A 13,610-nucleotide genomic window follows, 5' to 3' on the forward strand; every position below is an offset into this window, starting at 1 on the left:
GCCCGTCCGTGCGGATGGGCTGCGTGACCTTTGCTTCTTTTCCCTTCGAATCGAGAGAGACCTGACATGACCGTGACCCGCAAACTGCTGCTGCCGCTCGCCCTGACCCTGGCCATCGCCGCCTGCTCCAAGCCGGCCGACGAAGCCGCTGCCCCGGCTGCCGATGCGCCGGCCGCCACCGAAACCGCCGCCCCGGCCGCGGACGCTGCGGCTGCCGCTCCGGCCGCCGATGCGATCCAGATCGCCTCGGGCACCTACAAGCTCGACCCGACCCACACCGACGTGCTGGTCCAGTGGAGCCACTTCGGCTTCTCGCACCCGACCGCCCACTTCGGCAGCGCCGAAGGCACCCTGGTGTATGACGCGGCCGACGTGACCAAGTCCACCGTGGAAGTGAAGCTGCCGCTGACCGGCCTGAACAGCTTCACCGCCAAGTTCGACGAGCACCTGAAGAGCGCCGATTTCTTCGACGCCGCCAAGTTCCCGGCCGCCACCTTCAAGAGCACCAAGGTGGAAGCCAACGGCACCAACAAGTTGACCGTGACGGGCGATCTGACCATCAAGGACATCACCAAGCCGGTGACCCTGGATGTCACCATCAACGGTGGCGGCGAGCACCCGATGGCCAAGGTGCCGGCGGCAGGCTTCGATGCCACCACCACCCTCAAGCGCAGCGATTTCGGCGTCGGCGCGTACGCCCCGAACGTCAGCGATGAAGTGAACATCCGCATCACCACCGAGGCCACTGGCGAAAAGCCGGCTGCCTGAGTTTCTCCTCACTCGTCGTGAGAAGGCAGAAAGCCCGCCAATTGGCGGGCTTTCTTTTTGTGCGGCGGCCGGCACGACCGTTCGTGGGCGCGGCTGCACGACAGCCTTGATCAACCCGCCGCCACCTGCGCGCTGACCTTGCCCAGCCACAGCGTGGTGAAATCGGTCGGCGTGCGCCGTGCCGGTGCGGTCAAGCCGCTCTCGCGCAGGAACGCGTGCGTGGCCTGCGCGAACGCCTGGCGCGCCAGCAGCGCGGCCTGCTTCACCGAGGCCTGCTGCTTGCGCAGCTGCACGATCTGCAGGCTCGGTTTACCCGGCATCGCGTACTTCTGGTAACGGCGCAGCTCATCGGCGACCAGGTCGATATCGATATTCGCCTGCACCAGCGCCGCATGCGCGCGGGCCAGCGGCACCAGGGCGGTGCGCAGCGGGGCGATGTGCTCGCCCACGGAAGGCGCCAGCGCCGCCAGGGCGGCATCCAGCGCGGGATCGGCGCGCTCGGCGCGGTCGATCAGATCGGTCAGTGCCGAAAGAGAGGGGGCTTGCATGAAAGGCACCGGCACAAAACGCGATTGTCGCATCCGCGGCCGGTGCCCGTCGCGGGCTCAGTCGTCGTGGTGCTCGCTGCCGTGCGCCTTCCAGTAGCCGGTCGAGCGGATCCAGTCCTTGGGCACGCCCAGGTGGCCCTCGATGTACTTGCGCATCATCCGGGCCCGGCGCGATTCGGCGGCGATCCAGTAGAAGGTGTCGCCGTCCGGTTCCTCGAAATCGGTCAGCACGTCTTCCAGCAGGGTGCTGCTGGCGGCGTCGAAGCCGTTGCGCTCCAGCCACGAGACGCGGATGCGGTCATCCTCCGGCAGTTCCTGGCGATCGCCGGACTCGGGAATCTCGATGTAGACATCGGCGTTGGCGCCGTCCGGCAGCGTCTCCAGCCAGCGGCCAATGGCCGGTAGCGCGGTTTCATCGCCGATCAGCACGTAGGTGTCGAAGTCATCGGCGGTCATGTGCGAGCCACGCGGGCCGCCGACGGCGATCGCATCGCCCGGCTGCGCGTTGGCGGCCCAGGTCGAGGCCAGGCCGTCGCCGTGCATGACGAAATCCAGCGCCAGCTCGTGGGTCTCCAGGTCCCACCAGCGGGGGGTGTAGTCGCGCGAGGGGGAGGGCGTCTGGCCGTCCGGGTAGCGCGGGCCTTCCGGGGTCATCGTCGGGACCACGAACTGGCCCTCGGCGTTGGGGAAGAACAGCTTGACGTGGTCATCCGGCGAGGGCGAATCGAAGCCTTCCAGCGCCTCGCCCCCGACGATCACCCGGCGCATGCACGGGCTGATCTCTTCGGTGCGCAGCACCTGCAGCGGGCGGAACGTCACGGTATGACGGAGCAGTCGGTTTTCATGCAGAGCCATGGGAATACCTGGATCGGTGCCGCAGCGCGGCGTTGAGAGAGAAGGACCTGGCGGGCGGTGGCTGGCTGGGTCTGAAAAGAAGGAGGGAGAGGTCAGCGGCCCTGCGCACGGATCCGCGCGGCGGCCTCGCGCAGCGCCTCGGCCACGGCAGCGGCGTTGTCGTCCTGCCAGCGGCCATGGCACAGCCCCAGCGCGTGCTTGAGCTCGCGCAGCGCATCGCGCACGGACGGCGGCAGGTTGGCCTTGGTGATCGTGCGCGCGCTGTCGCGTACCCGGTGCACCGCTGCATCGACCTCGTCGCGCTGTGCCTCCAACTCGGCCTGGCCAAGCGCGCTGAGCGCGTAGCGCTTGCGCCCACCGTCCTCCACCGCGCCGACCCAGCCGGCGGCCTCGAACTGCGCCAGTACCGGGTAGATCGAGCCGGCGCTGGGCGTGTAGACCCGCACGAACATGTCGCTGATCAGCTGGATCAACTCGTAGCCGTGGCGGGGCTGGTCGGCGAGCAGCGACAGCACCAGCAGGCGCAGGTCGCCGCGGCTGAGGGGCCGGGCGGTCAGCGGGCGGGCAGGGCGGTCGAGGTCGCGCGGAGAGGTCATTTCGATATATCGAATGCAGTAGCGGAACGATATATCGAAAACCCCGGTTGGGCCAGCAACCGCGCACGCATGGCAGGGATGCGTTCAGGTCAATCCAGCGTGCGACGGTGCGTGCTTGTGGTGGAACACTGCGCCGCGCCCCGGCCCGCCAGCACGCCCGATGATTCACGCCGCCGCGCGCTCAAACGGCGTCGCTTCGCGCACTGGCCACGTCAATCGCCCGCGCCGCAGCGCCTGCGCTGTCCAGCGCTGTCCTGCTGACGCGCCGGTGTCATCGCCACCGGGCAGGCTGAAATGCAGCGTGGAACCTTCCAGCGCGGCCGGTGCGCTGTCGCCGGCTGTCCATCCGGACACGCCCGGATGGTTCCATACGCAACCGTAGCGAAGTAAGCAAACCCCTTGGTGCGCTACACTTTGCGGCTAGAAATCTAAAACAGTCGCGCGCGTGCGTGCGGTCATGGGAGCGCAAATGAACTGGTTGAACGAGGTGCTGAACAACGACCCGAATCCTGTGGAAACCCAGGAATGGATCGAGTCGCTGAAGGCCGTTATTGATGTCGAGGGCCCCGAGCGCGCGCATCAGCTGTTGGAAGGCATGGTGGAACTGACCCGTCGTTCGGGTGCTTACCTGCCGTTCTCTCCCACCACCGAGTACGTGAACACCATCGCGCCGACCCTGGAGGCCAAGAGCCCGGGCAACGCCGAACTGGAATGGCGCATTCGTTCCATCATCCGCTGGAACGCGATGGCGACCGTCGTGCGCGCCAACCGCAAGCCGGGCGACCTGGGCGGTCACATCGCCTCCTTCGCCTCCGGCGCCACGCTGTATGACGTGGGCTTCAACCACTTCTGGCGCGCCCCGAGCGAAGACCACCCGGGCGACCTGCTCTTCATCCAGGGCCACAGCGCCCCGGGCATCTATGCGCGTTCCTTCCTGGAAGGCCGCATCGACGAAGCCCAGCTGGACAAGTTCCGCATGGAAGTCGACGGCGGTGGCCTCTCCAGCTACCCGCATCCGTGGCTGATGCCCGATTACTGGCAGACCCCGACCGTCTCGATGGGCCTGGGCCCGCTCGCCGCGATCTACCAGGCGCAGTTCCTGCGTTACCTGGAGAACCGTGGCCTGATCGAGAAATCCGACCGCAAGGTGTGGTGCTTCATCGGCGACGGCGAGAGCGATGAGCCGGAAACCCTCGGCGCGATCGCGCTGGCCGGGCGCGAAGGCCTGGACAACCTGATCTTCGTGGTCAACTGCAACCTGCAGCGCCTGGACGGCCCGGTGCGTGGCAACGGCAAGATCATCCAGGAACTGGAAGGCGTGTTCCGTGGCGGCGGCTGGAATGTGATCAAGCTGCTGTGGGGCGGTTACTGGGATGCCCTGCTGGCCAAGGACACCAACGGCGTCCTGCGCAAGCTGATGATGGAAACCGTCGACGGCGAATACCAGAACTGCAAGGCCTTCGGCGGCGCGTATACCCGCGAGCATTTCTTCGGCAAGTACCCGGAAACCGCTGCGATGGTCGCCGGCCTGTCCGACGACGATATCTGGCGCCTCAACCGCGGTGGCCACGATCCGCACAAGGTTTACGCCGCCTACCACCAGGCGGTGAACACCAAGGGCATGCCGACCGTGATCCTGGCCAAGACGGTCAAGGGCTACGGCATGGGCAGCGCGGGTGAAGCACTGAACCCGACCCACCAGACCAAGAAGCTGGATGACGACGCCGTTCGCCACTTCCGCGACCGCTTCAACATCCCGGTGACGGATGCGCAGCTGGCCGACGGCCAGGTGCCGTTCTACCACCCGGGCCCGGATTCGCCGGAAGTGAAGTACCTGCAGGAACGCCGTGCCGCCCTGGGTGGTTACCTGCCGCAGCGTCGTCGCAAGGCGACCAAGAGCTTCAACGCACCGAAGCTGGAAAGCTACGAGCGCCTGCTCAAGAGCAGCGGCGAGCGCAGCTACTCCACCACCATGGCCTTCGTGCAGAGCCTCAACATCACCCTGCGCGACAAGGAACTGGGCCCGCACATCGTGCCGATCGTGGCCGACGAAGCCCGTACCTTCGGTATGGAAGGCCTGTTCCGCCAGATCGGCATCTACGCCCCGTTTGGCCAGAAGTACAAGCCGGTCGATGCGGACCAGCTGATGTTCTACCGCGAAGACCAGAGCGGCCAGGTGCTGCAGCAGGGCATCAGCGAGCCGGGCGCGATCAGCTCCTGGATGGCTGCCGGTACCAGCTACTCGGTCTCCAACGTGCCGATGCTGCCGTTCTACATCTACTACTCGATGTTCGGCTTCCAGCGCGTGGGCGACATCGCCTGGCAGGCTGCGGACATGCGTACCCGTGGCTTCCTGCTCGGTGGCACCGCCGGCCGCACCACGCTGAACGGTGAAGGCCTGCAGCACGAAGATGGCTTCAGCCATATCGTCGCCGGTGGCATCCCGAACGTGCGCAGCTATGACCCGACCTTCGGCTTCGAAGTGACGGTGATCCTGCAGCACGGCACCAAGGCCATGATGGAAGATCAGATTGATGAGTACTACTACATCACCCTGATGAACGAGAACTACACCCACCCGGAAATGCCGGAAGGCGCGGCCGAAGGCATCGTCAAGGGCATGTACCTGCTGAGCGACGCCGGCAAGCCGAAGAAGGGTGAGCTGCGCGTGCAGCTGCTGGGTTCGGGCACCATCCTGCGTGAAGCCATTGCCGCGGCCGAGCTGCTGGACAAGGACTTCGGCGTCACCGCCGATATCTGGAGCTGCCCGAGCATCAACGAACTGCGCCGCGATGGTTTCGATGCCGAGCGCTACAACCGCTTCCACCCGGAAGCCGAGCCGCGCAAGGCCTACGTGACCGAGCTGCTGGAAGGCCGCCAGGGCCCGGCGATTGCCGCGACCGACTACGTGCGTGCGTATGCGGACCAGATCCGTGCGTTCGTGCCGATGTCGTACACGGTGCTGGGCACGGATGGGTTCGGACGTTCGGATACCCGTGCGAACCTGCGTCGCTTCTTCGAGGTTGACCGGTACTACATCGCGCATGCCGCGATTGCGGCGCTGGCGAAGGAAGGGAAGATGACGGGTAAGGATGTGGCCAGGGCGATCAAGCAGTACAAGATTGATCCTGAGAAGGCTAATCCTGTCGGGGTTTGATCCAAAATAAGGGATCGAGCACCAGAGGGGCGGCTTGAATGTCGCCCCTTTTTTTGCCTTAGGTTACCTGGTTTTGGACACTTCTCGGAGTTGAGACGATCTTGATTGGTTCAATATCATTCCATTTGGATCAGAGCAGACCATGAGCAGTCAGACCACAGTCAGAAAACTAGCGGAATTAGTCAATGTGCCTGTTCTTCGATTGATGGCGCAGTTGGCGGATGCTGGTCTAATATTCTCAGATCCGGATAAGCCTATTTCTCAGACTGAGAAGGTTCAACTTCTCGGGTATCTGCGAAGGACGTCCTCCGCATCAAATGCGGTGAAACAGCCGCTAAAAAAAGCTAAGCAAATAACTGGCGGTCTGGAGGATCGCGGGCTTGGGGTCGAAGTTGAGCGCGAGGATGAGGATCTTCAGATCCAGAATCCATTTGATCCCGAGAAAATAAAGGTAAAGACAGTCACGAAGACAATTGATCTTCTCATGCGAAGGATTAAGCATGATGAGATTGACTTGGCTCCAGAGTTTCAACGACGGGCTCGGATATGGGAGGAGAGTAGAAGGAGTCGGCTAATCGAGTCTATTCTTCTTAGAATTCCTCTTCCGGTCTTTTATGTTGCTTCGGATGCCGAAGAAAACTGGGCTGTTGTCGATGGGCTTCAGCGCCTGACTACAATTTCAGACTTTCTTTCTGATGGATTCAGATTGTCCGGATTGGAGTATCTGTACAAGTTGAATGGCTTGGAGTTTCAGCACCTTCCTCGACAGATGCGACGAAGGATTGAAGAGACTGAGTTGGTAATGCATGTCATCGAGTATGGCACGCCAGATTCGGTGATGATAAATATATTCAAGAGAATTAATACTGGAGGGTTGAGTCTCAATGGCCAAGAAATTCGCAATGCGCTAAATCGCGGGGAATCCCGCGCGTTCCTCAAAGTTCTTGCGGAATCAGAAGAATTTGAGTTGGCGACCGGTGGCTCTGTTGGTGATAATAGAATGGAGGCTCAAGAGTGCGCGTTGAGATTTTGCGCGTTCTTCGAATTTGGATGGGACGACTACAATCAAAGTGACTTGGACGGATTCCTCCATCAGGCGATGATCCATCTAAACGAGATAGGTCGAGCTAGGCTCAAAGAGCTGGATGCCCAGTTTAGGTGGTCGTTGCACATAGCGCACTCCATATTCGGTGAGCATGCGTTCAGGAAGTTGTATGAGTATCCTCCGGAGAGAAAAAATCCAGTAAGTAAGGCATTGTTTGAGGCGTGGTCGGTTAATCTTGCAAAACTAACGCGTCGTGACGCCCAGACTCTAGTGTCTAGAAGGTCAGCTGTAATGGACGCGTTTGCCAAAACTCTTGCCACAGATGGGGGTTTTGAAAAATCCATCTCATCCTCGACTGGTGCGCCTCAAAGGGTCAGGACTAGATTTTCTGTAGTGGAAGGAATTTTGCGTGAGGTGCTGGCTTGATCACATCCGTTGAGCTTTTCAATTTTAAGTGTTTTCGGCAGGTGACTGTTCCGTTTGGGGGGCTCACTGTACTGACCGGCCTCAACGGATCCGGAAAGAGCACCGTTATTCAATCACTTCTCGTTCTTAGGCAATCTTATACCGTAGGGTATCTGGAAACCGGTAGCCTGTTGCTTTCTGGCGAGCTCGTGGATATCGGAACTGGTAGTGACGTGCTGCACGAGGAGGCTCAAGAAGATGCCATCGGGATCAAACTGACTGATGGGGTCGATTTTGATTTCTCATATGCATATGACAGGGACGGAAATGAACTAAAGTCGAGCGCAGTATTTTCGGAGGATTCGCTGAGCGGGCTGTCAATTTTCTCTGCTAGTTTTAGTTATCTGCGGGCGGAAAGAAATGGCCCGCGCACGGTTTCTCCGATGTCGGAAAGAAAAATTAGGGCAAAAGACTTGGGGCGAGACGGAGAGCTCGTTCTTCACAATATTGCTGCTTATGGTGCATTGCTTCTCGATTCCAATGACCAAAGGTTGAAAGAATCCGCTGACTCATGCTCTCTCTTGGACCAAGTCGTCGCTTGGATGCAGGAGGTCTCACCAGGAGCTGCTATTGGAATTCAGCTGATTCGGGAAGCAGATCTTGTCGTGGCTGGCTACAGTTTCAGCCGTGACGGAGACGTGCGTAGCCGAGGCTACCGTCCGACGAATGTCGGCTTCGGGCTGAGCTACTCACTGCCAATCATTTACTCTTTGCTGTCTGCAAAGTCAGGAGCATTGGTTATCATTGAGAACCCTGAGGCTCACTTGCACCCTCGTGGGCAGACAAGACTCGGACAGTTGGCTGTGAGGGCGGCGGCCGCTGGGGTCCAAGTTGTGGTTGAGACGCACAGCGATCATTTTCTAGATGGGGTAAGGCTTGAAGTTCGGCGCGCTAGCCTTTCGGCGCAATTGTGCAGAATTAATTATTTCTCAAGACTCGGAATATCTGCTTCGATTGAGTCTCCCGTGCTCGACGCAGACGGACGGCTCAGCCACTGGCCCGCTGGATTCTTCGATCAACAGGATCTCAATCTTGCGGCGCTCGTTGCGCCAAAGGATGTTTAAGTGGTTGAACTATGCTTGAACGAACTAAGCCTGCCGATCGATCAAGGGTGCGCATTGGCGGATGCTGATATTCTTTCGGAGATGGCTCAGGCAGTGGCATGCTTGGTAAACAGCCAGGTTACCAAGCCTGTGCTCCGATCCTGTTTGCCGCTTTGAATCGCCCAGGGTTCCGTAGACACCTCGCAGCCATAAACTATGGCTTAGGCGGAGGTGGTTATGAGCACGAAGCGGTACACCGATGAGTTCAAGATCGAGGCGGTACGGCAGATTGTTGAGTACGGCCGTCCGGTAGCGGAGGTTGCCGAGCGACTGGGCGTGTCGATCCACAGTCTTTACGGCTGGAAGCGGCAACAAGGCAAAGGCGATGTTGGCCGGCGTGTCGAGCAGGACCAGAACGCGGAAGTGCGCCGCCTCAAGGCTGAGCTACGCAGGGTCACTGAAGAGCGAGACATCCTAAAAAAAGCCGCCGCGTACTTTGCAAAGGGGTAAGAGCAAAGTACGCCTTCATGAAGCAACACGCAGATGAGTTCGGCCTCGCGGCGATGTGTCGGATGCTTGGCGTCCATCGCAGTGGCTACTACGCCTGGCTAAAAGAGCCGGCAAGCGCTCGCGACAAGGACGATCAGCGATTGCTCGGCCTAATCAAGCACAGCTGGCTGGAAAGCGGCTCTGTGTATGGCCACCGCAAAGTGACCACAGATCTGCGCGAGCTTGGCGAGACGTGTAGTCGTCATCGCGTGGCACGCTTGATGAAGAGCGAGGGGCTGCGGGCAATGGTCGGCTACGGTCGGCGACCACGCCCATTGAGCGGCCCTGTTGGATCAGTCGCCAAGAACGTTCTGGCTCGCGGCTTCAAAGTCAATGAGCCAAATCGCGCGTGGGTCACGGACATCACCTACATCCGCACGTACGACGGCTTCCTGTACTTGGCGGTAGTGCTTGATCTGTTTTCGCGTCAGGTCGTTGGATGGGCAACCCGACCAACTCAACATACGGACCTGGTTTTGCAGGCGCTATTGGCCGCAGTGTGGCGGCGCAAGCCAAGCCCCGGGCTTCTGCTTCACTCCGACCAGGGAACCCAGTTCACCAGCGAAGACTGGCAGAGCTTCCTGCGCGAGCACGACATCGTGTGCAGCATGAGTCGACGAGGAAACTGCCATGACAACGCAGCGATGGAGAGCTTCTTCCAGCTACTGAAGCGGGAGCGTATTAAGCGGAGGATCTACAGCAATCACGACGAGGCACGGGCCGACGTCTTCCAGTACATCGAGATGTTCTACAACCCAAAACGGCGGCACAGTTCCAACGACGGGCTGTCCCCGGTAGAGTTCGAGAAGCAGTACGCACTAAACGGCTGACGACTGTCTACAAAACCCTGGGCGATTCACTTTCAACGATCGAGTACAGAGATAAAGTGTCATTGCATGACGCCATGGTTGGTGTTGGTAATTCCAGTCGCTTCCGCGATGATATGCTCTTACTCCGTCGGATTGCCCAAAAAGTACCTTGTGGGGAAGGGTGTGAAGAGTGGGTTCAGGAGCGTTTCTCTCGCTGTGAAGCAAGAGTCGATGGCAGAGAGGCCGTCGGCCTGTTGTGGGCCGGAATTGCAGACTTCCTCTCCATTAGCTTCCTTCGTGGGTCAAGGTGGGATCGCGACCTTGTCGAATTTTCGTTTCTGGAGATTGATTCCAATTCGGATATAACTGATTCTGTTGTGGCTGTAAGAAACATCTGTACGGTTCGCCACGCAAATCGCGAGGTTTCCAATGCGCGTCTGGAAAAGATGGAGTCAACAAATACCGTAAGTTTCTGGGCGCAGCGGTGCGAAATTTTTCCAGGTCTGGACTTTGGTATGGACGTGAAGGCGCATATCGGAAGTATTGATGAAGGGATCTTCAGGACAGTGCTTCGAAAGCTGAACCTGCTTAATCAAGCCGCACTCGAGTGGATCGATACGGGAGGCGCACACCCTCCGTGGAAGACGGAGGTTTCTCCAGAGAGTGAGCGCGCCAAAGGCTACGATAGAGTCATAGCAGAAAGAACATTTAAGGACGCTTCCGGCGCGTCGAAGTTTTTTGAATGGCATGCGCGATATGGTTCGGCGGGAAGAATCCATTTGATCGCGGATAGAGGTAGTATGAAAATAGTCATAGGGTACATAGGGCCGCATCTGTGGCTTCCCAGTCCCTGATCCACCAAATTTCGTCTGATTCGCTACGCGACTACATGGCGCAGTTGGCATCGAAGACAGATAGCACCAGAACCGGATTCTGACGCCGGCTGCGGCAGAGACAGGGCGTCGTTGAGTGGTCGGTCACTGATAGGATGAAAATCATGGACATCGTGTCGAGAGAGAAGCGCGCTCTCATGATGTCGGGCATTAGAGGGAAGAACACGAAGCCCGAGCTCCTTGTCAGAAGATACCTGCACGCTTGCGGGCTTCGCTATCGGCTTCATGACAGGAAACTAGCAGGATCGCCGGATCTTGTGTTCACACGTCACAACGTAGTCGTCTTTGTCCATGGTTGCTTCTGGCATCGCCACCGCGACTGCCGATACGCAACAACACCTGGTACGAGGCGTGAGTTTTGGATCAGCAAGCTTGAAAAAAATCGTACCCGCGACGAGGCGTCACAACAAACATTGTTGATGCAAGGATGGCGAGTCGCAGTGGTATGGGAGTGTGCCCTGCGCCGCTCAAGTGAGACGACGCTGGCTGGGCTCCACGATTTCGTACTGTCAGATAGATCGCTTCATGAATTCACCTCTGCTCAAGATCCCAAGGCCGAATAGACGACATCAGCAATCTGTCTTGCCATCCACGGCGGCACTGCATTGCCCACTTGACGGAACTGAGCGCCCCGAGATCCCTCAAAGAAATAGTTGTCGGGGAAGGTTTGAAGACGCGCCGCTTCCCGAACAGAGAGACTTCTCAATTGTGCAGGATCAGGATGAATAAAGTAGTGGCCATCTTTCGAAAGATGGCTGGTTACGGTGGAGCTGGGATGCTCCCACGCCTGGACTTTAAATCGATCGACAAACTTGCCACTGGTCCAATTTTCATGATTGGGGTGCATCGCTTCCGGGAACTCTGAAGATCCTCGGGGGGCGCGACCATGGATCTTGGTAAATGCGGACGCATACCCATATCTGACCAAGTCCATCCACATGTGCGGGCGGACTTCATGATTAAGGATGTGTCCCAGTCGCTGATCCAGAAGCCAAGACCTCAGGTGTTCAGGCACACTGTCTGCCGACGCTGCCTTGGGCATGGACCTCCCACCCGGGCCGGCATCTGAGCTCGCCACAAGCTTCGCCTGGTCCTTGAGCTCCCGACTGACCTTCGCATCGTCCGAAAGCTCGGCCGCATGCCGAAGAACCTCACGTGCGGCGGCAGGCCAATCGTCGAACTCGACATTGGTGATCCCGCTTCGGAGCTTTGGCATGCCAGCCAGAACATCCCCGACCCCGTACTGGCCCGAAGCGCGCCGAATCTGGCGTACCGAACCGATCTCGACATCCTCACGAACACCGAAAAGGACAACGCGGTGACGTGCTTGAGGAACCCCTAGCTCTTCAGCCCTCAGAATGTAACGGCGTCCATCCTCATCATCAAATAGCCCACTCTGCTCCTCAACGAGCGGCAGGATTCTGTACTTCGGCCCATTCCGTCCGCCTGGAGCACGGAGATCTTCCAGAATGCGCGGGAACATGAGTTCTCCGCCCACCTTCGACGAAAGTATGCCCTTGACGTTCTCCATTACGAACGCGGCAGGCGAGTACTTCCTCAGAATCTTCAGGTAGTGCTTGTACAAGAAGTGCCTGGGGTCCTCCTCCGCCTTGTAGCCAACAACGCCGCGATTTCGGGCGCGCCCCACCAGGGAATAGGCTTGGCAGGGAGGTCCTCCGATAAGGACCCAGGGATCACCCTGTGCAGCAACCTCGCGAATACGCGCATGCAGCTCCTTGTCATCAGCAGGCTCGCCCAGTTTCAGCTGTCGTGCCTCATGGCCGGCAGCCGCCCACTGACTCTCTGTCGCATCCGTCCACGGCGCTGCAGCCCGACCGGCAACGTAGTCGTAGTAGCTGGTAGGCGCTTTCCCGGGCGCGAACTGCCTGTAGAAGGCGCGCAAGCGGAGCGTCTTGGCCGCATTGACTTCCATTTCTGCCGAAATGGCGATCTTGAACGGTTGATGCCTGGCGTTTCGAGGTGCCGTGTAGGCAGAAAATCCTTCGCCCAGCCCACCTGGGCCAGCGAAGATGTCAACTACTGGGATGTGCATGCCTGACTTCACAAGGATGAGCAGGGCGCCCATGCGCCCTGGAGCGGCGCCAGGATCGCACGCCCGGGGCCGCAATTCAACCAAAACTAGCTGGCAGGGGAGGATAGGCCAGCTGCTTCCGAAAACACCAATCCAACCGCGGCCGTCAGCTCATCTTCCTCCAAAATACCTAGCTCGAAAACCTGATACCTCAGGCGGAGAATCTTGATCGCGTGCCGCATCACGCCCTCCATCGCCGTCTTGCCCACGGTACTACTCGACAAGATCCACTGGCGTGCAATCGCTTGCGCAAGAATGGGGTTGCCCCCTATTGACGGACGTTCAAAGATGGCGACGTGCGCGTCCTCGGTGAGTGCTCTCAGCAGCCTCCACCGGTCTACGCCCGCGTCCTCACCAAGGTCGAGAGCCCGCGAACGCATGTGAAGGCGCTGGAGTGTGTTACGAGCGCCTCCGTGGAACCGATCCTCGGTAACGCTGGGAAAACGCCAGCGAGCCACATCAGGGAGAAGCACCGTGGTCAGGTATGCCCAGACGTCATCTCTCAGCCCTTCCGCGCCGGATAGCTCCTGCACAGCAGCGAGCGCAATAGCTGCATCCCGATCAAACTTCGCTCTGACCGTTAGGCCGGAAGAAGAAGGAAATCCACATTCGATAGCCACAGCGCGTATCAAGCCGGCGATCGTAGGCGACGCACGCTGAGCACGGACACCGCCGGTTGCAGCATAGCTCGTGAAGGACGCATGTTCGTTCAGGTAGGCCAAGGCGTCTTCGGACACGAACTCCGGGCCCAGGTCCCTCAAAACGCTGTTCACTCCAATCCGAGACAGTC

Annotated in this window: 13 protein-coding genes; 7 read left to right on the forward strand and 6 right to left on the reverse strand. The window is 59.5% G+C overall.

From position 1 onward, the window contains the following. The first annotated feature begins 66 nt into the window (after positions 1 to 66). Positions 67 to 768, forward strand: a complete 702-nt coding sequence (locus ACTT2I_RS00330; protein WP_088434588.1) for a YceI family protein — start codon at positions 67 to 69, stop codon at positions 766 to 768. A 110-nt stretch (positions 769 to 878) separates the two neighbouring features. Here ACTT2I_RS00330 and ACTT2I_RS00335 read toward each other — a convergent pair whose 3' ends face one another. The 4 genes from ACTT2I_RS00335 to ACTT2I_RS00350 form a co-directional block, all read right to left on the reverse strand. Further along, positions 879 to 1,316, reverse strand: a complete 438-nt coding sequence (locus ACTT2I_RS00335) for a hypothetical protein (protein WP_088434589.1) — start codon at positions 1,314 to 1,316, stop codon at positions 879 to 881. Between the two features lie 57 nt (positions 1,317 to 1,373). After that, positions 1,374 to 2,171: a siderophore-interacting protein gene (locus ACTT2I_RS00340; RefSeq protein ID WP_421100678.1), complete on the reverse strand. Its 798-nt coding sequence runs from the start codon at positions 2,169 to 2,171 to the stop codon at positions 1,374 to 1,376. A 92-nt stretch (positions 2,172 to 2,263) separates the two neighbouring features. Beyond that, entirely contained in the window at positions 2,264 to 2,767 is a 504-nt protein-coding gene (locus ACTT2I_RS00345) for a PadR family transcriptional regulator (protein ID WP_266085530.1), read from the reverse strand. Between the two features lie 165 nt (positions 2,768 to 2,932). After that, positions 2,933 to 3,121, reverse strand: a complete 189-nt coding sequence (locus ACTT2I_RS00350) for a hypothetical protein (RefSeq protein WP_421100677.1) — start codon at positions 3,119 to 3,121, stop codon at positions 2,933 to 2,935. Positions 3,122 to 3,236: 115 nt separating this feature from the next. On the opposite strand from ACTT2I_RS00350, the gene aceE reads away from it, so the two are divergent. From aceE to ACTT2I_RS00380, 6 genes are all read left to right on the forward strand, one after another. After that, positions 3,237 to 5,924 (forward strand): pyruvate dehydrogenase (acetyl-transferring), homodimeric type, encoded by a 2,688-nt coding sequence (aceE, locus tag ACTT2I_RS00355; RefSeq protein WP_293978261.1) that lies wholly within the window; start codon positions 3,237 to 3,239, stop codon positions 5,922 to 5,924. Between the two features lie 142 nt (positions 5,925 to 6,066). Beyond that, positions 6,067 to 7,395 carry a DUF262 domain-containing protein gene (locus ACTT2I_RS00360; protein ID WP_421100676.1) on the forward strand — a complete coding sequence of 443 codons (1,329 nt, stop codon included), beginning with the start codon at positions 6,067 to 6,069 and terminating at the stop codon, positions 7,393 to 7,395. Then, complete coding sequence (locus ACTT2I_RS00365) at positions 7,392 to 8,498, forward strand: AAA family ATPase (protein ID WP_443096749.1); 1,107 nt, start codon at positions 7,392 to 7,394, stop codon at positions 8,496 to 8,498. The genes ACTT2I_RS00360 and ACTT2I_RS00365 overlap by 4 nt, the downstream gene beginning before the upstream one ends. Positions 8,499 to 8,714: 216 nt before the next feature. Then, positions 8,715 to 9,856 (forward strand): IS3-like element ISStma9 family transposase gene (locus tag ACTT2I_RS00370; protein ID WP_087986239.1). Its coding sequence is split into 2 segments (ribosomal slippage): positions 8,715 to 8,952 and positions 8,952 to 9,856, totalling 1,143 coding nucleotides; the frame shifts between segments, so codons are not numbered across the junction. A 56-nt stretch (positions 9,857 to 9,912) separates the two neighbouring features. Continuing rightward, positions 9,913 to 10,689, forward strand: a complete 777-nt coding sequence (locus ACTT2I_RS00375) for a hypothetical protein (RefSeq protein WP_443096750.1) — start codon at positions 9,913 to 9,915, stop codon at positions 10,687 to 10,689. Between the two features lie 143 nt (positions 10,690 to 10,832). After that, positions 10,833 to 11,291 (forward strand): very short patch repair endonuclease, encoded by a 459-nt coding sequence (locus ACTT2I_RS00380; protein WP_443096751.1) that lies wholly within the window; start codon positions 10,833 to 10,835, stop codon positions 11,289 to 11,291. On the opposite strand, the gene ACTT2I_RS00385 is transcribed toward ACTT2I_RS00380, so the two are convergent. Both ACTT2I_RS00385 and ACTT2I_RS00390 read right to left on the reverse strand, forming a co-directional pair. Continuing rightward, entirely contained in the window at positions 11,270 to 12,814 is a 1,545-nt protein-coding gene (locus ACTT2I_RS00385; RefSeq protein WP_443096752.1) for a DNA cytosine methyltransferase, read from the reverse strand. The genes ACTT2I_RS00380 and ACTT2I_RS00385 overlap by 22 nt on opposite strands. A 53-nt stretch (positions 12,815 to 12,867) precedes the next feature. Next, positions 12,868 to 13,557, reverse strand: a complete 690-nt coding sequence (locus ACTT2I_RS00390) for a hypothetical protein (protein WP_443096753.1) — start codon at positions 13,555 to 13,557, stop codon at positions 12,868 to 12,870. Positions 13,558 to 13,610: the final 53 nt, after the last annotated feature.

Source organism: Stenotrophomonas sp. PUT21 (assembly GCF_052232875.1).
GTDB classification, from domain to species: Bacteria; Pseudomonadota; Gammaproteobacteria; order Xanthomonadales; family Xanthomonadaceae; genus Stenotrophomonas; species Stenotrophomonas maltophilia_N.

Excerpts from the sequence above, each read along its gene's own strand:
- ACTT2I_RS00345 (WP_266085530.1), bottom strand. The coding sequence starts at position 2,767 with ATGACCTCTCCGCGCGACCTCGACCGCCCTGCCCGCCCGCTGACCGCC.
- aceE (WP_293978261.1), top strand. The coding sequence starts at position 3,237 with ATGAACTGGTTGAACGAGGTGCTGAACAACGACCCGAATCCTGTGGAA.
- ACTT2I_RS00330 (WP_088434588.1), top strand. The coding sequence starts at position 67 with ATGACCGTGACCCGCAAACTGCTGCTGCCGCTCGCCCTGACCCTGGCC.
- ACTT2I_RS00360 (WP_421100676.1), top strand. The coding sequence starts at position 6,067 with ATGAGCAGTCAGACCACAGTCAGAAAACTAGCGGAATTAGTCAATGTG.
- ACTT2I_RS00380 (WP_443096751.1), top strand. The coding sequence starts at position 10,833 with ATGGACATCGTGTCGAGAGAGAAGCGCGCTCTCATGATGTCGGGCATT.
- ACTT2I_RS00340 (WP_421100678.1), bottom strand. The coding sequence starts at position 2,171 with ATGGCTCTGCATGAAAACCGACTGCTCCGTCATACCGTGACGTTCCGC.
- ACTT2I_RS00385 (WP_443096752.1), bottom strand. The coding sequence starts at position 12,814 with ATGGGCGCCCTGCTCATCCTTGTGAAGTCAGGCATGCACATCCCAGTA.
- ACTT2I_RS00335 (WP_088434589.1), bottom strand. The coding sequence starts at position 1,316 with ATGCAAGCCCCCTCTCTTTCGGCACTGACCGATCTGATCGACCGCGCC.